Below are 24,836 nucleotides of genomic sequence, written 5' to 3'. Positions count from 1 at the left end.
TATATTAGTTTAATTCTAAGGTATTTGCAATACGTAGTAAAAGATCCATGTAATGCGATTTTGTAGTCGCGTCACCTGTCCGCTGCTTTTGCTTCAACAACTGGTAGATCTCATATAGTTCAGCACGTTTATAGGTCAACATATCGGAAGTGCGTATCATACCAGTGACATGTACATTCCGAAGTCCCGTTTGTGAAGAGGATGCATGTTGTGGATGTAAACATAGATCAGGTTGTATCGCTTCAACTAGCTGCTCAATGCCTGCCAGCTTCTTCGCATTTAATTTCTCCATGGATTTGTTTGTAGATACCATCAGAACATCCACATAGTTTTGTTGTAGCATCCGTGTTTTAAGGTCCAACGATTGTCCACTGATGGTTTTAGCAAAGATCGTCTGACGTACAGAAGTTAGAAACTCAGGTGCACTCCATGCTTTTCTACTTCCAAAAAGATTTTCCATCTCAACCATACGCAGCAAACGTTCATCATTGACCAGTTTATACAACATGGCATACTGAAATTCACGTTGTAAGTTATAAGGAGCATACTCAAATGGTCCTATTGGAGAATCTTTCAATGGAAAAGTTTTTGCCATCAGCTCTGGGACGAACAACCACTCGGGCATGTAAAAGACATTCTTCTTGAGGTATTCCAAAGCACGTACTTGTTTGTCTGTTGGTACTGGACTATAGGCATCTTTTTGATCGCCCAAAACAGCATTTTCCAGGTATATTCCCCCGATATTATTTAAGACATGGTCAGCATACGCATACCATTGTCCGACTACACCCATATATAATTTACCGGCACGGTAGTAATCATCACCTACATTAGTGGTCCAGTTGATAATATTAGGCATCATACGACGCAGATTCCGCATGCCATATTCACCAGCTTTCATCGCGTCGTCACCAAGATCTTCCGATTGAGCCCGCGGATCAACGATATTTTTAGAATCTTGCTGTTCACCGTAATGGTAAATAGGATCATGTACATGGCTGTCAATTTCCTTTCTCAGCAAAGGAATTTCATCCCAAGGTTGCGTTTTGCCATACCAACGGTAAGCCCAGCCAATGGCATACTTGTCGTAAGCACCGATCACGGGAGTGATCTGTTCCACACCATCTTCGGGTTGTGCCACATAATTGAAACGAGCGTAATCCATAATTGAAGGAGCAGTCCCCCCCATTTTAGCGGTGAAGCTTTTACTACGCAATGAATCAACAGGAAAACTTGCCGAGGAGCCCATGTTATGCATAAGACCCAAGGTATGCCCAATTTCATGGGAAGAAACAAAGCGAATGGCATGTGCCATTTTTTCATCCGAAAACACATTGGATCGTACCGATGTATCTACTATACCTGTTTGTATACGCATCCAGCTATTTAAAATCGTCATGACGTTGTGCCACCAGATCACATCGGCTTCAAGGATCTCCCCCGAGCGCGGATCGACCACAGAAGGTCCCATGGCATTAGCCTGAGCAGATGCTGCGTAAACGATCGAGGATACATTGGCATCATCGGGATCAAATTTGACACTATCCGGCTGTTGTTTGGCCAGAATTGCATTTTTGAAACCAGCAGCTTCAAAGGCAACCTGCCAATCATGAACTCCATCGATGATCGCTTGTCGCCACTGTTTTGGTGTCGCCGGATCTAAATAAAAGACAATCGGTTTCTTTGGTTCGACCAACTCCCCTTTCAGATACCGCGCTTTATCTTCGTCACGCGGCTCTAAGCGCCAGCGATTGACCAGATTTTTCTTATCCAGTTCCTGTTGTTTATCATTAAAATACCAACGTGGTGAAGTAAAGAAACCTACTCTTGGATCTGCAAACCGCGCAACCATAGGATTTTCAGGCAGTTCGTAAAGATTACTTGTAATTTCTAAAGAAACCGGTACAGATTCATCACCTTCAGTGACCTTGGTAGAGAATACAGACTTCACAACGATATTATTCGCATAGGATTTAATGTCTTCAACGGTAGATATACTCGTTTTAGGTGAAGTTCCCAAACCCAAAGACGTAAACACATCCGTAAAGCTTTTTTCTGAACCGTCAAATACTTTATTGACTTTGATCACCACGGCACTTGAATCCTTTGAATAGCTTTCAATCTTAAACGATTCAATATAAGAAGGGCGATAATTATCATATACCGAAGCGGCTATTGCGTCACCCTTAGGTACTTCGACCTGCGGTTTAATCTCCGAAACCCACACTTCTTTTTTCTCTTTACGATGGGTAAAACGAATGACCTTATTTTCATAATTCATCCCTTTGTTTACCCCAGCCTCATTCAAGGCCAACGGTACAGAAGATAGCTTTTGGATCAACAATATATCTTGCCCCATCTTTTTCAATGGAATTTCAAAGTAGTAGTTGTTTTCTTTACGGATCACAGTAAACATTCCACTATCCACACGCGCATCTTTCAACAATTTGTCGTATGCAGCTGTAGAATCTTTCTTTGCCGTAGAATCTTTGGCAGAAGTAACCGTCTCTTTTTTTCTTAAACCTACGGTTTGCAATATAGAACAAGATTGCATTAGACCCGCCGAAAATAAAAGACCAATGGCTAGCTTAGTATAAGTGTTTTTCATCAAATAATTATTTTTGAGCTCGCTTTCAAAGGCATAAATGAGCTCGTGGCATTCTATTTGTTTTTCACTGGTGACGACGTAACATCAACCGAAAATCCATTATTGATCCTAAGCCTGTTTTAGCTTCGGATTTTGTATCAGAAAGTAATTGCATCTATTCCATGGAGGTCAATCATAAGTTGCACTTTATAAAGACCTTGGCATTTTATGGGATAAGATTAGGCTAATCACAAACTAAAACCGCTGGATTAAGAGCCAAATTTGTTAAAAATATTGTACAGAATAATACATAAAGGGATGAACACGTAGTTCAGAATGATGAACACGCACTATAAAAACATGAATACGCAGACACCTCCAATTTCATTATTCATATACAGCATTATGCGAGTGGTAATCGCACAATAAATTGCCCCGACTCTAACCCGAAATGAAAACCTGCCATGGCATAGTAATTATAGATGGATGACAAATATTTGAGCCCGTACCCCTCACCTTCAAGCTCTGCCCCCTGTCTGGGCTGCCAGTTGTTGCTAACCTCCAGCAGGTTGGTTTCGGGTATATAGATTAAATGAATAGTAAGCGGATTCTCTTTCGAAATGCGTGTATGCTTTATCGCATTCTCGATCAGCATTTGCAAACCCAAACGTGGAATTTTCTGTTCTAATAATTCTCTTGGAATATTTATATCCATATCCTGCAATGCCGCGCCGAACCGCACCTGCTGCAAAAAGAAATAGGCTTTGGCCAATTCCAGTTCCTCCCTTAGCGTAGACCATTCTGCCTCATCTGTACGCAACATTTTACGATAAACCTTGGTCATCTTTCCAATAAAAGACTTGGCCAGTTCATCGTCTTTTCCGATCAGGTACTGAAGCGACCCAAATGTATTGAATAGAAAATGTGGATTGATCTGTTGTCGCAATTGTACTAGACGCATCTGTGTATATTCATTTTTCTGCTTCAAAGCAAGCAATTTCAATTGTTGAATCTTGCGTCGCTCCATAACATTGAAATAGATCAATACCATCGCCACCAACATTAACCCCACACCGAGCAAGATACTATAGGTCAACAATTCCTGGATTTCTTCTTCGATACTCAACAAGAGAACATACACCTTGATTTCACCACCAACAAACAGAATGTTACAGGGATAGGAATTAACCATCACGTCCAGCTGCAGAAAATCTGACTGGACAATTTGCCCCTGTTTTGACACAGCGGCAGTATTTCTCTTTCCCCATTTTCGATTATCTGGAGAATATACACAGATGCCGCGGTCATCATAGATCTCAAAATAAGCCCGCCTTCCGAAATTGAGCTTCGAAAAATAAGCATTCAGCCTTTCGATATCCATATAGATATGATATAGCCGATGATTTATTGTTCGTGTCCGTAACAATGTTAGCATCCTATGGCTTATATAATCAGGTTGGCCTACCGGGATAATGACCAATAAGGAATCACCACTTTCCTTTGGATCAAACGTGGGTTGTTCCAATATTTTTTTCTCAGAAAGGTACAGATCCTGCTGTAGCAATTCCAATTGCTTTTTGACAAGAAACATATTCTCATCCGCAAAATCGATCAATATTCTTTTCTTAAGACGATCAACTTTATGATGGATAACACCGAGCAATCCCCCTCCTACCAGCAGCAGCAACAACAAACAGACAATTAGGATAATACTATTTTTCTGTTCGGCATTTTTAAATCGAAATTTCACGGCGCAAAAATACATCAAAATTTTCAAAGCTTTAGCAAACAAGTTCATAAGAAAGCTCTAACCCAGCCTTTTGTCAATGAAACACGACATATTCCAAGAGCTAACCAAAATAAATGGGGCATTTAATAAAGATTAATAATAATTTTCTGATTTTTGTAACCACAAAAAATTACAAAGTGTCAAAAGCAACATTTATAAAAGTTGTGAAACGTATCGCTATCGTTTTTACAAGCATCGTCGTACTACTCGTTATCAGCATATTATCTATTCCCTATATATTCGAAAATGAAGTAAATAGCAAGGTCAAATCACTCGTAAACGAGCATATTACTGGTGAGTTAAATTATTCAAAAGTAAGATTAACCTTCTTTGATCAATTCCCTTTGCTTACTGCATCGATGGATGATGTCTTACTAAAAGGGGCCGAGCCTTTTAAAAACGATACGCTGCTTGCCGCGAAAAAAGTCAGTTTTGGCGTGGACCTTATGAGTCTCCTCAAATCTAAAATTGTCATCGACAAGTTTATCGTGAACAACGGAAAGATCAACATCTTGGTTGATTCTTTGGGAAATGCCAATTATTCTATTTATAAATCCACCCCGTCAGATTCAACAAAAACACAAGATAATGCAGAAAGTAGCGCTTTGGCTTTTCAATTAATTAAACTTGAAAAAACAAATCTCCATTATGAAGACCGCTCCATTCCGCTTCAGATAGAGGCAAAAGATCTCGAATATGAGGGTAAGGGAGATCTGATGTCAAATATTTTTGACTTGAACACACGTGCAAAAATTGCATCCTTTTCATTTTCCTTTGACAATGAATTATATGTGGACAAAAAGTCGATCGATGCCAATTTGCTAACACGGATCAATACCAATACGTTATCCTTCGTATTCGAACGAAATGATATTAAAATAAATCAATTACCAGTTCGTTTCCGTGGATTGTTGTCTTTTATTTCCCATGGTTATCACCTAGATTTTAAATTAAAATCACAGGAAAGTACCTTGGCCGAATTACTTTCATTAGTCCCAAATAACTACGCTTCTTGGATCAAGGACCTCTCCGTGAAAGGTACATCTGAGGTTTTTGTTAATCTAGAAGGTGATTATATTGTCGACAACAACAAAATGCCTAATCTTTCACTTGGGCTCATGGTCAACAATGGCTTTCTCGCGTATAAACAATCCACCAATCCGCTAACAGACTGGAATGCAAAATTACGGATAGACTTGCCGGCACTGAATCCAGACTCACTACAAATTGATCTTAAACAATTTGACTTTAAAGTTGCTTCAGGCTATTTCAATGCACAGGGCAACATTGCAGGTTTACACCCTGTAACCGTGCATGCCAACATAAAAAGTGATCTTAATCTCGATAAACTCCATGCCTCGCTACAGTTTCCCGATTTTTCTTTCGGTGGAAAGTGGAATCTTGACGCGAAAATCGACGGCACATACGCCAAAGCTATTCGTCAGGTAGGGCTCCAAAAACGCGAACAGGAATACGTCGCATCCATTCCTACTTTTGATATCAAAAATACACTCGTAGATGGTAAATTCAAATTGGCTAAGCTCCCACAGGGATTGGACAAAATTGCCTATCGTCTGGAAGCAAAGGATCCCGATGGCCAGTTAAAAAGTGCATCAATAGCAATACATGATATTTCTGTTCAAGCACTTAACAATTATATAAAAGGATTTATTTCAATAACGGATTTTAATAAAATTGCAGTCAATTCCGATTTAAAGGCATCATTTAATTTAGCAGATATCAAAAAATTCTATCCAATTAAACAAGTCGAATTGGCCGGATTGGTGGATGTCAACCTCATAGCAAAAGGTTATGTAGATCTCAAACGAAACATTTTTCCCGAAACCAATACGTCCATCGTGATGAAGAATGGATTGATCAAGTCAAATGATTATCCTATCCCGATGGAAAATATTCAGGTCGAAGCTTTTGTCAATAGCGAAAAAGGTTCACTTCGAGATCTGAATGTCAAAATCCTACCGGTATCGTTTACATTTGCGGGTGAACCTTTTTTCTTGAATGCAGACCTCAAGAACTTCAATAACATCAAATACAACATACAGTCCAAGGGTAAGCTCAATCTCGGCCCTATTTATAAACTCTTTGCATTGGATGGTACCAATGTCGATGGCTTTATCTATACAGATTTCAGTTTAAAAGGCTTACAGAGCGATGCCACCAATGGTCATTATAACCGACTTCAAAATAGCGGTCGGTTAAGTATTGGAAATATCCAGGTTCAGTCCGACATGCTTCCACAGCCTATTGCAATTCGAAGTGGGAACTTCAGTTTTAATCAGGAGAAAATGAATTTCGATAAATTCCTGGTTGCCTATGCTAAGAATGATATTTCCATCAAAGGATATCTCAACAATATTATTAATTATGCAACAAGTAGTCAAGCACCGTTAAAAGGTCAATTTACACTCAGCAGCAAGAAAATCAATGTGGATGATTTCATGGTTTTCGGATCACCATCTTCCTCGACAGCTACAGGCACGTCCGAAAGCGGTGTGGTTCTTCTCCCCAAAAATTTGGACGTTCAGGTCTTAGGGCTTGTCAACGCCATATCATATAACAAAATGAATATCAAAGATTTCAAAGGAGACCTACAGGTAAAAGAAGGTAAGATGACACTTAATAAGACAAACTTTGAACTTGCGGGACTGAAAGTAGATATGAACGGAAGTTATCGTCCCATAAATCCACGTAGAGCAAGTTTTGATTATGCGGTGAAAGCCGACAGCTTTGATATTCAACGCGCTTACAAAGAGATACCGATGTTCAGGGAAATGGTTAGCTCTGCCAAAAATGCTTATGGTCTTGTTTCATTGGATTACAAATTGGGTGGCCTATTGAATGGCAATATGCAACCAGTAATGCCTTCTATCGTCGGCGAGGGATCCTTAACGCTAAATCAGATTAAGTTCAGAGGCTTCAAACTACTCAATGGAATTAGTCAATCTACTTCCAAAGAAAAATTGAAGGATGGCGAAGTAAAAAAAGTTGTTATTAAATCCCATATCAAAAATAATGTGATGACCATCGAACGCACGAAAATGAAAATGATGGGATTCAGGCCTCGCTTTGAAGGCCAAGTAACCTTAGACGGACGGATGAACCTGGGTTTTAGACTGGGCTTACCTCCTTTTGGAATCTTTGGGATACCTATGCGAATTACGGGCACTCCAGATAACTTTCATTTAAAAATGGGAAAATACAAAGAAGAGGATCTCGACATGGACATGGATGACGAGGACAGTAAAGTATATAAAGAATCTCAAAAAGTGCAAGAAAAACAGGCTAAGTAAACGCGTAATTAGTTTTAGTAAATTCAGTCGACACAATAGTGCTGAATTAAAAACGTTATTAAGTTAACAGAAAGATTTGTTAACTTAATAACGTTTTTAATTGTTGAAAACTATGAGATATATACTAATTATACCGATTGCGGTTCTATCCATCTGCAGTTGGTCCAGTTTCAATACCGTTAACGATCAGAAAAACCCCTTATATGGGAAAGTATTCCGTGAGATCAATGAAATTGCTGAATTAAAATCTTATACCTACGCAACTGGCGCGCTTATTGAAACCGACAAGAATACACAGGGGGACTATCGCTTTGCTGCCGGCTATTTTACAAATGCCAAAAATGGTGTTTGTATTTTAGAGGAATTGTTACCCGATGATAGCAAAGGTAAAGTCAAATACAAGATTTTGGATACCATCAATATCCAAAAACTGAAGTCCAACGAGCAGCTTAGCTTATGCAACTGCAAGCAAGGAGACAAACCAAACAGTGAAATTATAGCCATTAGCCGGGTCGATGAAAGCAAAGAATATTTCGACAAAATCGTCAAGGCATGGCGTATGGATACCAAAAGCCAGAAAATTATACCTTTAAAAGACACAAAAGGTATAAGCTGTCTCAATGAAGGCTATGGCATCTAGTAGCGACAGGGTTTTTAAATCAATCCGTCAGCCTTCAACTTGTCAAACACATGCAAAACGCCAATGACCTGGATCGGTTCTTCCTGGTACTCTTGGTGTGAAAAATAACGAACGGCACCAATCTCATTACTGGGTTCGATCTGCTCTGTTAATGGATACAGAAAACAATCTTGTTCCATGATAACCTCTGGCACAAGCCCGTATGCCGGGGCTGTAACATGGCAATAATAGGAGATTTTATCCGGATCCAGATTGATATTTAGCTCCTCCAAAATTTCACGACGAAGGGACTGCAGAGCTTCCTCCCCCGCATCAATCTTTCCACCCGGCAGATACCATGCCTTTCTATTGTTGCTATACGCTAATAATAATTTATCCTCCTTAATACTCACTAAACCCGCTGTAGGCAAACATTTTGTTGTTGTCATGAAATGTATTATAAGCTATTACTGATTAAATACGCTAGATGTGAAATTACTTCTTTTACGACATTTATCAAAGCGCGACAGCTAATTTGGAGAATCCTGCATTAAAACTTAGCACAAAATCAATAGAGAGGCTAATCAATATCCCGAAACATCATGGGCTAGTTTCTCTTTGAGCACAAGCTTCCGTAGACTCTTCAAAAAAGTCTCCGCATGATTCATGGTAAAACACAGCGGCGGTAATAGACGGAGCGTATAGCGTCCTGCATATCCTGTAAAAATCTTTTCAGAAAACAGAAGTTCTTTCCGCAGTTGTCGAATATCGTTTTCAAACTCTACGCCGATCATCAAACCTTGCCCTCTAACTTCACTCACGCCATGAATTTTTCTTAATTCTGTCAACAAAAATTCACCTACAACTGCGGCATTATCAATCAATTGCTCCTTTTGAATTACATCAAGTACAGCCAGAGCCGCCGCGCAGACCGCATGACTTCCGCCAAAAGTAGTCCCCAATTGTCCTATGACCGGCTTTATTTTAGGCGAAATAATTGTCGCCCCCATCGGCAGCCCATTTGCAATCCCTTTGGCCACAGTAATTAGATCGGCTTCTATCCCAGCATGCTGATGTGCAAAGAAAAGTCCCGTGCGCCCATAACCGCATTGAATTTCATCCAAAATAAGCATGGTCCCAGTTTTCGTGCAGATTGCTCTTACTTCCTGTAAGAAACTAGGACTTGCCCAATGAATTCCCCCGACACCTTGAATAGGTTCAATAATGACCGCACAATATTCTTCCGTTTCCAATTGTTTTTTCAAACTGGAGATCTCGTTGAAAGGTGTAAAGACAAATTGTTCACTTTCATTTAATGGTGCACGAATTGACTGGATATCCGTTGCCGCAACCGCAGCTGAGGTTCTCCCATGAAACGCATTGGACATCGCCAATACTTTCCTCCTTCCCGTATGGAACGAAGCTAACTTCAGTGCATTTTCATTTGCTTCAGCTCCCGAATTACTGTAAAAAATAGCATACGTCGGATAACCACAGGCACTGCCTAAGCGTTCGGCCAAACGATCCTGAAGATCGTTTGTAACTGCATTTGAATAAAATCCGATCTTGTTCATCTGTTTTATAGTTTGCTCAACAACATGCGGATGGCTATGCCCAACAGAAATAACGGCATGACCACCATAGAGATCTAGATAGGCCTGCTGCTGTTTATCATAGACAAAGCAACCAAGAGCTCGTTCGATCGCAATATCAACTTTCTCAAAAACGGGAAATGGTTTCATGAATGACTTAGAATTAGTAAAACTCAAAAATCCACTTAAATCCCCTTTCATTCCTAGTCCAAGATGGTTATTTATTCCTAGTCCAGCCGAAACAGGCAATAAACAAAATAACTCATCTTAAATAGAATAGCGCAGCACTGCTCATGCGCCATCTATCGAATGTATTTTAATCCTGCAGAACAATTGTATATTTGAACAATTACCCGATACAACAGCCTCATGCTTAGACCTTGGAATTTAACGATAGATATTGACAGATCCTCTTCAAAAGCGATTTACATCCAAATAGCGGATAACATTGCTGCTGATATTCAATCAGGTAGATTGCCGAAAGGAACGGCCTTACCGAGTAGCAGATCTCTTGCAGCCCAACTAAAATTAAACCGAAACACGGTAATTGATGCCATACAGTTGCTGTTGAGTGAAGGCTGGCTGGTTAGTCAAGCACGTAGAGGTATATTTGTAGCGGCCCAATTACCTTATGGCTCGAACCTATATGTTGCACAAAAGATCGAATTATCTGATCTTCAGCCTCCAACACGTATTATATTCGATGACGGTAATCCAGACAGTAAGATTGCCCCGGTAGAACAGCTCGGACGGGCTTATCGCCAAATTTTTAAACGCAGCGCACGTTGGAAAATGATGGGATATGCCGATCCCCGAGGTCATCTAGATTTTCGTGAAGAAATCGCCAATATGCTCAACATCGAACGCAACATGCACATCGATAAAAATAAGCTATGCATCAGTCGTGGAAGCCAAATGGCCATGTACCTGGTCGCCCAATGCCTATTGCAGCGCGATGATTATATCTTTGTAGAGTCCCCTGGATACCATTCAGCCTGGAAGATCTTTGAAAAAGCCGGCGCGAAATTGATTCCTATTCCCGTAGATACCGATGGTCTTATCGTTGAAAAATTGCTACCTCATTTATTGAAAAAGAGCAACATTAAGGCGCTATACCTTACACCACATCGACAATATCCAACCACTGTCACTTTAAGCAAAGAACGGAGATCACAATTAATAGCATTATCCAACCAATATAACTTCACGATCATTGAGGATGATTACGACTACGAATTTCATTTTGAACAAGTTCCCTATTATCCGCTCGCTTCACAACAGGAGCTGATCAATACAGTATACATTGGTACGCTGAGCAAAGTTGTCGCACCAGCACTCCGTATCGGTTATCTTGCGACGAGAAACGAGCTTTTGCTCCAGCAGATTACCGAACTTCGCTACATCATCGATATCCAAGGTGACAATATTATGGAGCAAGCTGTACTGGAACTCATTCAGGATGGAACAATTCGTAGACATATCCGAAAAGCAACACAGTTTTACAAAAGGAAACGTGATTTTATGATTGCCCAATTGGACAAACATCTGCAGGATCATGTGAACTACACCTCTCCACAAGGGGGATTGGCGGTTTGGCTATCTTTTAAACATCAAATCGACTGGGCATTTTTATTCCAAAAATTAAAGGAAAGATCAGTAGATATACCGCATCCCGAAAACTACAGCAGAGAAAATGTTTTTGGCGGAATACGGCTTGGCTACGGATCCTTATCAGAGGAATTGATCGAAGAAGGAATAGTCATTTTGGCTGAACTTTTGGAACAGGCAAAACTCTCCACGTAATGGTTTGAAACACAAAAAGCAACTAGACTATTTTCCAATTCGGACGGACTTCATTAGATTAAAATTCTGAAAAAACAAGCACATTCAATATTTAATTCCGCCCCATAAAGACCGATTAAAAGATTAGTATAGGTAATACGTAAAAAACAGTTAAAAATGCTGATAAAACGTAATTATTTTGTCAAAAATCAATTTTTTCACTTATTAATCGCATAAATTAACCGTAGTTTTACGGCGCAAAAGACACACGAGTAATTCCTAATAGGATAGCTATATAATAAGAGAGAGAATAGAGTACATTAATTTATGACTGAGAGAATACCCAGCAGGCCATATGCAGCAATAACTGGTATTGGCGGATATATTCCACCGAATAAAAGATCGAATACAGATTTGGAGCAGTTTTGCGATACATCCGATGAGTGGATTATCAAACGCACAGGTATTAAGGAGCGGAGAATTTTAGAAGAAAATCTTGCCACATCAGACATGGCTGTAAAAGCTATACAAGATTTGGCAACACAATATCATAAAAATCTGAACGATGTAGATGCCCTAATTGTGGCGACTTCTACACCTGATATGCCTATGCCGGCAACAGCAAATATCATTTTAGAAAAATTAGGTCTTACCAATGTTTGGGCTTTTGATGTCAATGCTGCGTGCTCTGGATTTTTATATGCCTTAGATATGGCTTCTGCTCTCGTTGAGACTGGACGTTATAAAAATGTACTCGTAGTCGGAGCCGACAACATCAGTACTTATGTCGATTTAAAAGACCGTTCAACCAATATTCTTTTCGGTGATGGCGCTGGTGTGATATGGCTTGAGCCATCTTTAGAAGGTGGAATTATGGATGCCTATCTATGTAGCAATGGAGCGGGAAAAGAATTTTTAAAAATTGAAGCCGGCGGTTCTTTGTATCCAATCGACAGCAATCTTCCTGTTAACGACAACAGATTCCTGAAACAAGATGGTAAAACTGTATTTAGACATGCTGTGCAGTCTATGAGCGATGCCTGTAATACGGTTTTGCAACGCAACAACCTACAGATTGAAGATATCAATTGGTTAATCCCACATCAGGCTAATCAGCGCATCATTGATGCCGTTGGGCGTAGTCTTAATATACCAGAAGATAGAGCGTTAAGTAATATCGAATACCTAGGAAATACCATTGCTGCCACGATCCCACTATGTATCTGGCAAAATATTAAAAAATTAAATACCGGTGATTTAGTCATGTTAACCGCCTTTGGTGCCGGTTTCTCTTGGGGAGCCAGCATATTTAAATGGATGATTTAAGCGATCAAAAACTTTAGTCGTCATAAATTCACACTAAAATAAAACCCCAGGAATCAATGATTTCTGGGGTTTTTCTTTATTTCCCGCCACCAAAAACAGGATCGCCATTGCGCAAGAAGAATCGAACCTATCCTCTTTTTACAGGCAGCACCGTGAAGAAGAAAGGAATAAATACTGGGGAGTTTATAGGGAGCTTATACGGACCTTATAGGGACCTCATTCGGATGAAAGCGTCTAAAGTCCGATTTAATTTCCAATGAAGTCTCAATAAAGTTTGTATCATTTCAGAAGATGTCCTCCATTTATTCTCTCTTTTAATGGCAAAAGAAAAGGGGGCTTTGCACTGCAAAGCCCCCTAACTCAAATAAGATCTACGCTTTTAATAATTTAATGACAGGCCCACACCAAACCCCATATCACTATCATAATGCGTTCTAAACGCCATATTTTTGGTGATGACATAATTTAGTCCGGCCATATATTCAAGGTCCGAGTTGACCATAAAATCACCACGGATTCTTCTAGCGATCGGAATATCTTCGCGCATCAGCTGCAATCTGACAATACCATCGTGATATACCTCCGCCTGAAAGTTGACCAACATAGGTAAAGTATACATAAAACCTAGACTCAAAGCTTTGCGACTATCTTTTTTATTGGCCTGTCCAAAGATATTTTTCTCATGTTCATCCTCCCCCATACGGCGATAACGATAATCAAAACCTACAAATGGCATAAACCATTGCATCTTCCCAAAGTATCTACCCAGGTGGGTTTCCACCTCATAGCCATGCATATCGTTATACCCTAATCGCCATTCGGAACCGAGCTGCCAACGCGCATTCTGAAACATGGCCTGACCGTCATTTCCATTGGTCGCAAAATCATTTTGCGCCATAAAATGGGTCATATTACTTTCCATTTGCAATTCCTTGTAGGCTTTGGCTTTGTCTGGAAGATTGGGATTTTTATAATCATCCACAGCAAACACACGATTCATCCCAGCCATCATATGATACAGGATGTGGCAATGAAAAAACCAGTCCCCTTCTTCATTTGCTAAGAATTCGATCGTATCCGTCTCCATTGGCATGATATCTACCACATTTTTCAATGGCGCTTTTGATCCTTTTCCATTCAACAGTCTAAAGTCAAAGCCATGCAGATGTATTGGATGACGCATCATCGAATTATTATAGATGGTAATGCGCAATACCTCGCCCTTTTTTACCGGTATCTTATCCGTTTCCGAGAGAATTTTATTGTCCATGCTCCATACATAACGGCTCATATTTCCCGTAAGCGTAAATTTAAGATCTCGTATCGGCGCTTTTTTAGGCAATTCAGTCGCTTGAGGAGACTCCAGCATCGCATAGTTTAGCGTTACAATATCGCCCAATGCATTGGCATTATAACGATTGGGATCTTCTTCCATCTTCATTTGTCCATGATCCATACCGCTATGTTTACTGTGATCTTCTTTTTTCTTTCCATCACCTGTAATTTCGGGATACATCACCACATTCATATCCATCTGATTCAGACTCATCTTCATACCCATATCATTGAGATCCCCATTCATCTTCATCATATCGTTCATCATCTTCATGCCTTCAAAATATTTAAGGCGGGGAAGTGGAGAAATCAACTGTTTAATACCATTTCCGACAAAATAACTTGCAGATTGTGTTCGATCTTCTGTTGTTGCCATAAATTCGTAAGCTGTGCCTTCATTTGGAATTGTTACAACGACATCATAAGTCTCCGATACGGCAATCATCAATCGATCGACCTCCACCGGTACCACATCATTCCCATCATTGGCAACAACGGTAATTTTGCCACCTGCATAGCGCAGCCAAAAATAAGACGAAGCACCACCATTGGAAATTCGCAAACGCACTTTATCTCCTGCTTTCAAAGCTTTACCGTTCACCGATTTTAAATCCGTGGAATGAGCCCCGTTCATCAAGACCTTATCATAATACACATCACTGACATCCATTGCCAGCTGACGTTTCCATTCATTCGTAACTTTAGTTTTAAACTTTCCTTCTTTAATAGCTTCAACGTACGATTGTGTAGCGCCTTTTTTTATCGCGGCCCAATCGTTGGCCGTGTGTAGCATCCGCTGAATGTTATCGGGGTTATAATTTGTCCATTCGCTCAATATGACCGGAATCGTGGGTAAATCATCAATTCCTTTGCGGAAAGTCTTATCATCTACACGCTTGTTGAGAATAAGACTACCATACATACCGATCTGTTCCTGCAAGCCGGAATGCGAATGATACCAGTGTGTACCGTGCTGGATTATCGGAAAGCGATAAGTATAAGTCGAATTCGGCTGTATAGGTTCCTGCGTCAGGTGTGGCACTCCGTCTTCTTTGTTCGGCAGAAAAATACCATGCCAATGTAGCGACGTGCTCTCCTTTAACTCATTGTGAACAACAATTTCCGCCGTATCTCCTTCAGTAAAAGTCAGGGTAGGCATCGGAATCTGTCCGTTTACAGCGATTGCCCGTTTTGATTTACCGGCATAATTGACAATGGTATCCCGTACATAAAGGTCATGACGAACCACTTTCTGGGCCAGCACTGTCAGTTGTGTCATCAATAATAAAACAACCGTTAATATATTACTCTTTTTACGCATGTTCATTCATTTAATTGATTAGTATTCCATTTCCCATCGGCCCTACGCCATATTGGTAGACCAGTCTAGCCCCGTGATGTCCTGTGACAAATAGTGTCACCGATAAACTTATCAACAAAATCAATATCAAATAGTTTATCCAGGCACCTGTATCTTTCCGCAATCCAACAAAATGCAGGACCGTTGTGCCACTTGCAAGCCAAAAGCTAATCCAGGCAAAACGTTGATGGATCTCAAAAACCGCAAAGGCTCCTTCATCGGCATCGCCTGAAATATGGTTTGCGGTCTGAATTGCAGCAAAAGCTCCAAGTGTTCCCAATAACAACAATCCAAAAGTCAGCACAGTGAAAGGACGTCGATGTTTTTTAAACAATAAGGCACCTATATGACTGATCAACGCCGTCAACAAGAGTACAATCGGAAAATGCACCAATAGCGGATGTAGACTAGGCAGTCCTTCGAATAAGCTTTTCATTGTTTTATTGTATAGTTTCTACGATAGATCCACAGGTGGGCATTGACTGACCTAGATAAGGATTTTCAATTTTCTTTTGTGTGCTCAACCAATTGGCTCCTTTTCCATCACGATACATGGGGCAGTGCTGATAATATACCGTAACTTCAGGTTTGACAGATTTCATCAACACATACATATTTTTGGAAAGGGTCACAAAGTGCTCACGCTGATGTTCATTTTCTTTAATTCCAGCAATATGCTCTGTATCGAAAGCCAATTTCCGTTGGTATTCCTTCCAAAGTTTTCCTTGAACAGCATTTAATTGTCTGCTATCAAGTTTTTCAATGGCAGCCTGGGTTCCTTTCGCAGCTGTCTGTGCTGCCGCTCCATTATCCTTAACCAATGCATCTTTCAGTTCGAAATAGGCACTGTATAAGCCTGCAAAAGGATTGCTAACTGTTTTTAGATCAACTTTCTCAGTGGATGATTCTATTTTTGCTGCCGTATTACTTACGCCAGCGGTCTCTTCTTTATTCAAAGCGGTATCGCCTTTGCTTTTGTCGACAGCTATCGTTGCGGTATCCGCAGCAACAGTGACCATATGATCTGCATGTGTATTTTTCGATGTTGAATTCTTGCATGCAACGAATATCAGAGCGACTGCCACAATTGGCATAACCTTTTTCATAATTAAGTGTATTTATAGGTTTAGATTTTTAATGTAATTTCGATAGTTTGTTTCGTTTTCAAAATAGGAAACTTCCCCCTGATCGCCGGTAATTGCGATGGAAGCCGTTGCCTTATCCACTTCTTTTTTTGAAAAAGGATCAATAGCCACACGTATCGCAGCTTCTTGGGGTATGCGCTTTTTACACATTTCACAGCAGCCATAATAATCCTTACCCTCGTGTCTGACCAGCAATTGTTTTTTCCCCATAAAAGCATCATTCACCATGCAAACTTGTGCTGTAGGCACAAGATCGCCCACCTTGTATTGAACGGACTGTACAGGCAAACCGATAGCAGGATCAGTAGAAGCTATTCGATCTTCAGCTTTGGTATTCGTTTGTGAACTACCACAGGCCGTTAAAGACAACACAACAACCGATAGGATAGCTAGGAAATAATTCATAACGCAGCCGATTAGTTTAACGTTTCTACTGTACTTCCACAACTGATCATTTGTACGCCAAAGAATGGGTTTTTCACGGCATTCTCCTTACTTAACCAATGCGCTCCCTTGCCTTCATTAAACATGGGGCAGTGCTGATAATAAATAGGTCCATCCACTTTACTCACCTTCAGAAGCTCATACAACGTAGTTGAAAGAGATGCAAAAGCCACACGTTGCTTAGCCACATCTTTATTTTTAGTTATACCTGCCGCATCGGTTGCCAGCTTATCCATAACCTTCATCCATACGGTATGTTCATCGTGGCTAAGTTTATTCATATCGACAGCTTTGATTGCTGCTTGAAATGCCTCTGCCTGAGCTGCAGCTACCACCGCATCCGTCTTCACCAAAGCATCCTTTAGCGCAAAATAAGGATTTGTCAACTGCGCAAATGCGGTCTTTTCATTGGCTGATTTTGTGCTCGCCGAAGGTTGAATTATCGTTTGTAAGCCCTGGCTATGATTCGTATGATCGACCTGATGTTCAGTGCCATTTTTTAATGCTGGTTTTAGGATTCGTTCATATTGTTCAGCTTTTGCCAATTGAATATAAGCATCATCTGGAGCCAGAAATTTTTCATTGTCGAACCCCGCCAATGCAATACGCTTAAGGACCTCATCCGCGCTTGTTTTTGAAGAGTCGTAGGTAACAACTGCTAGCTTGGTTGTCTGATTCCAGTCAACTTTAGCAAATTGTCTGTCCTTGCCTTCTTTTTCAATGATCGTTTTAACAGCCGGAGTGTTTCCAAAAATCTTTACAGTCGCTGTCTTTGCATTTTTAATTTGTGCATGTGTATGTTGGGTGGATAGTAATACAGGGATTACCAAACCAAGTAATGAAATTAATCTCATGATTATGATATGTAGTATATAAAAGAATACTGACGAAAAACCTTTCTACAGCGATTTACTGTATTTGCGTATTGAATCCGATAGATTCAAAGGGATTTTCATAAATTAAATAAACGAGATTTTGGATAGAGAAACCGATCCAAAAAGACATAGCATGGGCTATCAGTCTAACTTTAAGCGATCTGAGGAGGTTGCCAAATGGAAAAATAGGCATCTGCGCAATAAGGTTGTTTATAACGCGCATAAGCGTTTAATGCATCAGCATGCAAGGGTAAAATAAGCTGAGCTTCTATAACTGAAACAATAGGATTACATTGCAGCGAGGTGCGGCATGATTTTTCGCCACAATGTTTACCACAGTCATCCCCATGGTGATCAGATTTTGGCGATTCAGCTCTTTCATCTTTACAACAATCTTCTGTTCCGACATCTTTTATATGTTGTCTTTCATCAAGACAACAGGATTGTTCTTCCTGTTTTGGCTTTTCGGACGGTTCGTGGCAGGCAAATAACCTATGGGGTGCTAAAAAAAGCCCCAGCATACAGATTATAAATACGATATTGCGTTTTGCCCACATAACGGATTAAATTTGATAAGTAGAGATGTGCTACTTTGGAGGTAAATTTCGGTAGAATTTACGAATGTACAATTGTAATATTTCCTATTTTGTTTATAATATTTTGATTTGCTGTATTTCCGATTCTCGGCCTGACCACATAAAAACTATTTTTCGAGTCCTTTGATCCAGTTAAGCATCAACAGACAGCCGGGTGCATACACTCCTCCATGATCAAAACCCTGCAGTTGGTACAACGAGGTTTTGGGATGCCCAACCTGTTTTAAGATCGCTGCCAAATGTGCGTTTTCCTCAAACCGTGCGGCCATTTCCAATTGTTGATCGCCAGTGATCAGGAGAATTGGCGGTGCATCCTTCCGTGCAAAAGAAAGTGGTGCAAACTGATCAATCTGGGGGATCACCATAGATTGACCACGTTCCTTTTTAATTGTATAATGCGTATTTGTTTGCCCACTAATCGGCGCCAGCCCTTTTATATTATTTGCATCAACACCAAATTTTTGAAGGTAATGCTTATCCAAACCAACCATTAAAGCCAGGTATCCGCCTGCAGAATGCCCCGACACATAAATTTTTGAGGGATCTCCACCATAGCTGGCAATATGTGAAAATGTCCATGCAACAGCCTCAGCAGCATCTTCAATATAGCTCGGCGATTTCGCTTTGGGGCTTAGCCGATAATTTACCGCTACAACCGCTACACCTTTCTCTTTAAGTTCAAGTGGAATAAATTTATTTCCCTCCTCTAGTCCACCTCCATGAAACCATACGATGGTAGCAAAATTTTTACGATCAGTCGGGATATAGATATCCAATTTACAACGTTCTTTCTTATAAGAATCTGGTTCATCAGGTTTACAATAGGCAACGTCGGTTGTCGTTTTATATTGCTGCGCAAAAATCAAACTCGGTGAAAACAGAAAAAAGAAGATAACAAGCAATTTGGAGGACATATAAATCGTATTTAAGTGTTAAATAGCTTAAAGTTAACAAAACTCAATCAAAACTATTTAGTTGAGCTAAAATAAGTTTCAACTTTACACTTTTTATTTTATATTGATAATTATCTGGCGATAGATATAACAAAACCCAAATTTTCCTGTTATTAACTTAGAAAACATCATACATTATATGGAACAGATAAAGATTGAAACCCATATCAACGTACGCGTAGAAACGATCTGGAATGCGTATAACTCAGCCGAGGATATCATGCAATGGAACCATGCTTCAGACGATTGGCACTGTACAAGTTCAATCAATGATTTACGCATTGGCGGAAAGTTCAAAAACCGCATGGAGGCAAAAGACGGATCTATGGGCTTTGATTTTGAAGGCAGCTACACCGCACTTGAACCCTTTAAAAAAATAGCCTATGTTATGCCTGATGGCCGTCATGTTGAAGTCAACTTCAATGCAAAAAAGTCTGCTACGGATATCACGATAATTTTTGATGCAGAAACGGAAAATCCAATTGATATGCAGCGTAATGGATGGCAGGCCATACTCGAAAATTTCAGATCCTACGTTGAAAATACCTATGCAACGACACAACTCGGGTAATCGTATGAATGATGAACAAACTTAGCTTGTCTTTTCATGCGATCATCTTTTAAATAAAGGATATGCTTAGGATTCTTAAAAGTATAGTTATATTTAGCCACTAATTCATCTTCCCTTCTCCATTAAAAGCGGGGAACGATACCAACAAAACGCGATAAAAAGATTACATATGACAATAATTAACAATTATGAAGAGTACAAAGCCTTTGAAGGAAAATCATTAGGCGAATCCCAATGGCATGTTATTGATCAAAAACAAATTAATCAATTTGCGGATGCAACACTAGACCACCAATGGATTCATTTAGATAGCGAAAAGGCCAAAACGGATAGTCCTTTCAAATCAACTATTGCCCACGGCTATCTGACCTTGTCCCTTATTCCTTATTTATGGAAACAAATTGCTGAAGTAAGAAATGTCAAAATGGAAATCAATTATGGGATTGAAAACCTACGTTTTGCACAACCCGTTTTGGTTGACAATGCTGTACAGCTACATACACAAGTAAAATCGGTGGTCAATTTGAGAGGGGTTGTTAAAGTTACCATTGAAGCTACATTGAAAATCAAAGACAGTGCAAAACCGGCTTACGTGGGTGATGTTATCTTTTTATATCATTTCAATTAATTCCAACATTAGACTATAGGCCATTGGCGAATTCTTATACATGCGCAATAGCTTTCAAATAAAACTTATTACAAATCATAAGGATTATCCTTATGATTTGTTGCTTTTAGCAGACGAAACCATTCATGCAATCGACAAATACCTCTATGAATCGATGGTTTATGTTGTCTATGAAATGGTAAAACCTATCGCTGTTTTCTGTTTATATCCGGTCAATACGGAAACATTAGAGATTAAAAACATCGCCGTATCACCAGAGTTTCAAGGCATGGGCCTCGGAAGTCAACTACTTGATTTTATCAAGGAGAACTACCAGCAATACCCGAACCTGATTGTGGGTACCGCAGATTGTGGTCTGGCTCAAATTCGTTTTTATGAACGAAATGGCTTTGTTAAATACGCTATCCGTAAAGATTTTTTCATCGAAAATTATGAGCTGCCTATTTATGAAAATGGTCAACTGTTGAAAGATATGATTATGCTGAAGTATACGTTAAATGCCTAAAGGCAAAAATAAATATAGACAAGTACCGGTATTGATAATCCCAACCACAGCACTACTCCTTGTAGTATTGCTTTAAAACCTACTGCCAACAAAACCTCCCTAGACAAACTTGCTCCAATTAAAAACAAAGTTAAGGTAAGCCCCATCTTTGAAATAGGAACGACATAGTCTCCTATATGCTGAAAAAAAGGGATATAACTTGTTAAGATAACCGCCAATACAAATAGACCAATAAAATATGGTATTTTAATGCTCGTCCCTTTGGTCTTGAATGCTACAGCACTTAAACAGGCGATCGGAATAATCCATAAAGCTCTAGTTAATTTTACGGTTGTCGCGACCTGTAGTGCTTCATTACCATACTTACTCGCTGCACCAACGACAGAACTGGTATCCTGTATAGCAACCGCGCACCATAAACCAAATTGCGTCTGGCTGAGATCAAGCAAATGACCGACAACAGGAAATACAAATAAAGCAATGGCATTCAGTACAAATATGGTCCCTAGCGCCACGCTTACTTGCTTCTCATTGGCTTTTATAGTTGGTGAAACCGCCGCAATAGCACTTCCACCACAAATGGCCGTGCCGACAGAAATCAAATAAGCGGTTACCTTTTCCAACTTGAGTAACCTACCCAATAGATAGCCCAATGATAATGTTCCGAGAATAGAAATAACGGTTAACACAAACCCTTGCTTACCCGTTTGGATAGCCGTATCGATATTCATTCCAAAGCCAAGTCCAACGACAGAAATCTGTAACAAAATCTGTGTTGCCCTGTGATTGACTGCCAGAAAGGGATGACCGATCCATTGTGCCACAATAATACCCAAAAGTAAGGCAAGCGGAGCTGAAACAAATGGGGTAAGACATAATACAAATAAGAGTATAAAAATGATTTCCCGAACGGAGATCTTTCGATTGAGTAGCTGCTTATAACGAATTGTCGTATTTATTTTTTTGTCCATGACAATGATACATTGATTTGGCACAAAATTGAATAACTCTCAATTATTTTAAAAGACACAATTATAAATGAGTCATAACAATTAGTTATAACAAACAACTACATTTTAGCCAAAATAGCTAAAGAATACGTTATAAAAATGAAATAATCCTTATTGTTAGAACATTAAAATATTACGATAAATGATTATATTTCAAATAGGTTACTAAACAGATGGATTAAACTCGACTTAATAATTATATACCGATGAAACTGACAGCCATTCACCCCAAACTGCCCATGCGCAACAAAACCCTCACAAAGGATTTTTATCTACATAAACTTGGATTTTCATTATGTGGCACTGCCGACTATGAAGGGTATCTGATGTTGAAGAAAGATGATATTGAAATTCATTTTTTTGAATTCCAAGAACTTCCACCCGAAGATAATTATGGTATGGTTTATATACGTACAGACGATATTGATTGTCTGTATGAATCTTTTCAAGAAAATAACGTTGAGATTCATCCCAATGGTAAACTTGAGATGAAGCCTTGGGGTCAGCGTGAGTTTTCGATTTTAGATCCCGACAGCAATCTACTAACCTTTGGCGCCGATGCTTAGACATTGAAAAGCCCACTAAAGATTGCTAAAAATAAGCGAAGATCCGTAGTGGGCTTGGTATTGTTCGTATGGGTTCTTAGCCAAAAAGGTCTGAACTCAAATAACGATCACCTCGGTCACAGGCAATAAAGACAATAAGGCCTGCTTCGATTTCATTTGCAATTTTAAGTGCTCCGGCAAAAGCTCCGCCGGTACTCATTCCGGCAAAAACACCTTCGCGCTTGACAAGCTCCCGCGCAAACTCGGTTGCTTCCTGTTGGGATATATCGATGACACGATCTACCCTGCTCGGATCAAAAATCTTGGGCAGATATGCTTCGGGCCAACGCCGTATACCTGGTATCGAGGATTCCGGAGTAGGCTGGCAACCTACAATCTGAATAGCTGCATTTTTCTCCTTCAGATAGATGGAGTTTCCCATAATTGTACCTGTAGTACCCATAGCGCTTACAAAATGTGTAATCTTTCCGTCTGTATCACGCCAGATTTCAGGTCCCGTTGTCTTGATATGTGCTTCGTAATTATCCGGATTTGCAAATTGATTCAATATAAAATAACCTTCTTTTTCGGCCTTTTCTTCTGCATAATCGCGGCATATTTCCATGGATTCCAATAAGGTGACTTTAGCGCCATAAGCCTCCATCGTAAGTGTTCGCTCCCGTGTTGAAGAAGCCGGCATCACAAGCTCAAGGTTAAGTCCATATATACCTGCAATCATAGCCAGTGCGATTCCGGTATTTCCACTCGTTGCCTCAATCAATTTGCTATCTTTTGTAATGTCACCGCGCTCCATCGCCGAGCGGATCATATTTAGTGCCGCACGATCTTTCACCGAACCAGCAGGATTATTCCCCTCCATTTTCGCAAATATCCGCACCTTGGGATTTGTATGAAATTGTGTTATCTCGACTAAAGGCGTATTTCCTATGGTATCTATGATATTTCCCATGGTATCTATATTATTGGTTTCGAATCTATAAATTTTGATGTGGCCTGATGATATACGGTGGTATAAGGCTCTACAGAACTTGTCAACCAAACATTCCCGCCAATGACCGAATGATGGCCGATGTGTGTTTCACCGCCGAGGATGGTGGCCCCTGAATAGATAATGACATGATCACCGATTGTCGGGTGGCGTTTTACATTGGAAAACACCTTATCAACACTCAGCGCGCCCAAGGTTACACCCTGATAAAGCTTCACGTAATTACCAATGGTGCAGGTTTCACCGATGACTAATCCGGTGCCATGATCAATATGCAGATGATGGCCTATCGTTGCTCCGGGATGGATATCAATACCTGTTTTAGAATGGGCATGTTCCGTCAATATGCGCGGTATCAAAGGAACACCCAAGCGATGCAGTTCATTGGCCATTCGGAAGATACAGATGGCAAAGAAACCGGGATAAGTACGTACGACTTCTCTTTTATTCTGTGCTGCTGGATCCCCATCCATCAATGCGTCTGCATCCCAGCACATCAATTCATAAAGCTGTGGAATCCGTTCAAAAAACTTGTGCGCTACTTCTGAGTGATTGCAGCTTTGACAAGCTTTGGATTTGCTCAGGAGTTGCTCCAGTTCTAATTCAAATTGTTCAAAAGCGAGCTTCACATCATCGACCGATTTCATCTCGCTAGAATTTCGTTCGGGGAAGAGCACATCCACAATTCGGATAGCCCAGCCACAGATCTTCTTGTTAGAAGGCATTTCTAGAACAGCAAGTTGCTGTTCATAGATATGTTGATAAAAATCATGCATCTTCACTAGTTTATTAAAACAAATATACTATACAATATTGATAGATTAAGCCTTATTATCAAAACTTAGCCCCTTTGA

The 24,836-nt window shown here is 40.0% G+C and carries 22 protein-coding genes; 8 read left to right on the top strand and 14 right to left on the bottom strand.

Annotation, left to right across the window (positions count from 1 at the left end; all coding sequences use genetic code 11):
• Positions 1–4 precede the first annotated feature (4 nt).
• Together CBM24_RS04910 and CBM24_RS04905 are read right to left on the bottom strand one after the other, a co-directional pair.
• The gene (locus tag CBM24_RS04910; RefSeq protein WP_232475683.1) at positions 5–2,608 is read right to left on the bottom strand and encodes a zinc-dependent metalloprotease; all 2,604 of its coding nucleotides are present in this window, start codon (positions 2,606–2,608) and stop codon (positions 5–7) included.
• A 382-nt stretch (positions 2,609–2,990) separates the two neighbouring features.
• On the bottom strand, positions 2,991–4,385 hold the full coding sequence (locus CBM24_RS04905) for a sensor histidine kinase (protein ID WP_088160371.1): 1,395 nt from the start codon (positions 4,383–4,385) through the stop codon (positions 2,991–2,993).
• A gap of 128 nt (positions 4,386–4,513) precedes the next feature.
• On the opposite strand from CBM24_RS04905, the gene CBM24_RS04900 reads away from it, so the two are divergent.
• Together CBM24_RS04900 and CBM24_RS04895 are read left to right on the top strand one after the other, a co-directional pair.
• A complete protein-coding gene (locus CBM24_RS04900) occupies positions 4,514–7,687 on the top strand; it encodes an AsmA-like C-terminal region-containing protein (protein ID WP_157698371.1) in 3,174 nt (1,057 codons plus the stop codon).
• A gap of 112 nt (positions 7,688–7,799) precedes the next feature.
• Complete coding sequence (locus tag CBM24_RS04895; RefSeq protein ID WP_075991233.1) at positions 7,800–8,327, top strand: hypothetical protein; 528 nt, start codon at positions 7,800–7,802, stop codon at positions 8,325–8,327.
• Between the two features lie 14 nt (positions 8,328–8,341).
• On the opposite strand, the gene CBM24_RS04890 is transcribed toward CBM24_RS04895, so the two are convergent.
• Both CBM24_RS04890 and CBM24_RS04885 read right to left on the bottom strand, forming a co-directional pair.
• Positions 8,342–8,755: an NUDIX hydrolase gene (locus CBM24_RS04890; RefSeq protein WP_088160369.1), complete on the bottom strand. Its 414-nt coding sequence runs from the start codon at positions 8,753–8,755 to the stop codon at positions 8,342–8,344.
• Between the two features lie 135 nt (positions 8,756–8,890).
• Positions 8,891–10,048: an aspartate aminotransferase family protein gene (locus CBM24_RS04885; RefSeq protein WP_088160368.1), complete on the bottom strand. Its 1,158-nt coding sequence runs from the start codon at positions 10,046–10,048 to the stop codon at positions 8,891–8,893.
• A 219-nt stretch (positions 10,049–10,267) separates the two neighbouring features.
• Between CBM24_RS04885 and CBM24_RS04880 the strand changes: the two genes are divergently transcribed.
• Entirely contained in the window at positions 10,268–11,701 is a 1,434-nt protein-coding gene (locus tag CBM24_RS04880) for a PLP-dependent aminotransferase family protein (RefSeq protein ID WP_088160367.1), read from the top strand.
• 306 nt (positions 11,702–12,007) lie between these two features.
• Entirely contained in the window at positions 12,008–13,006 is a 999-nt protein-coding gene (locus tag CBM24_RS04875) for a beta-ketoacyl-ACP synthase III (protein WP_046673918.1), read from the top strand.
• A gap of 379 nt (positions 13,007–13,385) precedes the next feature.
• On the opposite strand, the gene CBM24_RS04870 is transcribed toward CBM24_RS04875, so the two are convergent.
• The 7 genes from CBM24_RS04870 to CBM24_RS04840 form a co-directional block, all read right to left on the bottom strand.
• A complete protein-coding gene (locus CBM24_RS04870; RefSeq protein ID WP_088163453.1) occupies positions 13,386–15,662 on the bottom strand; it encodes a multicopper oxidase family protein in 2,277 nt (758 codons plus the stop codon).
• A 10-nt stretch (positions 15,663–15,672) separates the two neighbouring features.
• Positions 15,673–16,137 carry a DUF2231 domain-containing protein gene (locus tag CBM24_RS04865; RefSeq protein WP_075991226.1) on the bottom strand — a complete coding sequence of 155 codons (465 nt, stop codon included), beginning with the start codon at positions 16,135–16,137 and terminating at the stop codon, positions 15,673–15,675.
• A gap of 4 nt (positions 16,138–16,141) precedes the next feature.
• A complete protein-coding gene (locus CBM24_RS04860) occupies positions 16,142–16,807 on the bottom strand; it encodes a DUF3347 domain-containing protein (RefSeq protein WP_088160366.1) in 666 nt (221 codons plus the stop codon).
• 12 nt (positions 16,808–16,819) lie between these two features.
• Positions 16,820–17,251 carry a hypothetical protein gene (locus CBM24_RS04855; RefSeq protein ID WP_088160365.1) on the bottom strand — a complete coding sequence of 144 codons (432 nt, stop codon included), beginning with the start codon at positions 17,249–17,251 and terminating at the stop codon, positions 16,820–16,822.
• A gap of 11 nt (positions 17,252–17,262) precedes the next feature.
• Positions 17,263–18,144 (bottom strand): DUF3347 domain-containing protein, encoded by an 882-nt coding sequence (locus tag CBM24_RS04850; RefSeq protein WP_088160364.1) that lies wholly within the window; start codon positions 18,142–18,144, stop codon positions 17,263–17,265.
• Positions 18,145–18,317: 173 nt separating this feature from the next.
• Positions 18,318–18,722: a hypothetical protein gene (locus tag CBM24_RS04845; RefSeq protein ID WP_088160363.1), complete on the bottom strand. Its 405-nt coding sequence runs from the start codon at positions 18,720–18,722 to the stop codon at positions 18,318–18,320.
• 146 nt (positions 18,723–18,868) lie between these two features.
• The gene (locus CBM24_RS04840; protein WP_088160362.1) at positions 18,869–19,675 is read right to left on the bottom strand and encodes an alpha/beta hydrolase; all 807 of its coding nucleotides are present in this window, start codon (positions 19,673–19,675) and stop codon (positions 18,869–18,871) included.
• 178 nt (positions 19,676–19,853) lie between these two features.
• Here CBM24_RS04840 and CBM24_RS04835 point away from each other — a divergent pair, with 178 nt between their 5' ends.
• From CBM24_RS04835 to CBM24_RS04825, 3 genes are all read left to right on the top strand, one after another.
• Positions 19,854–20,285 (top strand): SRPBCC domain-containing protein, encoded by a 432-nt coding sequence (locus CBM24_RS04835; protein ID WP_075991220.1) that lies wholly within the window; start codon positions 19,854–19,856, stop codon positions 20,283–20,285.
• A 169-nt stretch (positions 20,286–20,454) separates the two neighbouring features.
• A complete protein-coding gene (locus tag CBM24_RS04830; protein ID WP_046673910.1) occupies positions 20,455–20,913 on the top strand; it encodes a MaoC family dehydratase in 459 nt (152 codons plus the stop codon).
• Positions 20,914–20,953: 40 nt separating this feature from the next.
• Positions 20,954–21,418, top strand: coding sequence for a GNAT family N-acetyltransferase (locus tag CBM24_RS04825; protein WP_088160361.1), 465 nt, complete (start codon positions 20,954–20,956; stop codon positions 21,416–21,418).
• Here the strand turns inward: CBM24_RS04825 and CBM24_RS04820 are convergent.
• The gene (locus CBM24_RS04820; RefSeq protein ID WP_088160360.1) at positions 21,415–22,389 is read right to left on the bottom strand and encodes a YeiH family protein; all 975 of its coding nucleotides are present in this window, start codon (positions 22,387–22,389) and stop codon (positions 21,415–21,417) included. The two genes, CBM24_RS04825 and CBM24_RS04820, sit on opposite strands and share 4 nt — an antisense overlap.
• Positions 22,390–22,634: 245 nt before the next feature.
• Between CBM24_RS04820 and CBM24_RS04815 the strand changes: the two genes are divergently transcribed.
• Positions 22,635–22,994: a bleomycin resistance protein gene (locus CBM24_RS04815; protein ID WP_088160359.1), complete on the top strand. Its 360-nt coding sequence runs from the start codon at positions 22,635–22,637 to the stop codon at positions 22,992–22,994.
• A 76-nt stretch (positions 22,995–23,070) separates the two neighbouring features.
• Here the strand turns inward: CBM24_RS04815 and cysM are convergent, their stop codons facing one another.
• Positions 23,071–23,943 (bottom strand): cysteine synthase CysM, encoded by an 873-nt coding sequence (gene cysM, locus CBM24_RS04810; RefSeq protein ID WP_088160358.1) that lies wholly within the window; start codon positions 23,941–23,943, stop codon positions 23,071–23,073.
• Between the two features lie 5 nt (positions 23,944–23,948).
• Positions 23,949–24,758, bottom strand: a complete 810-nt coding sequence (locus CBM24_RS04805) for a serine O-acetyltransferase (RefSeq protein ID WP_075991214.1) — start codon at positions 24,756–24,758, stop codon at positions 23,949–23,951.
• Positions 24,759–24,836 lie beyond the last annotated feature (78 nt).

Origin of the sequence: Sphingobacterium sp. G1-14 (assembly GCF_002196555.1) — a bacterium.
GTDB classification, from domain to species: Bacteria; Bacteroidota; Bacteroidia; order Sphingobacteriales; family Sphingobacteriaceae; genus Sphingobacterium; species Sphingobacterium siyangense.
Note: the sequence above shows the minus strand (reverse complement) of the source record. Positions and strands in the feature narration are given on the sequence as shown.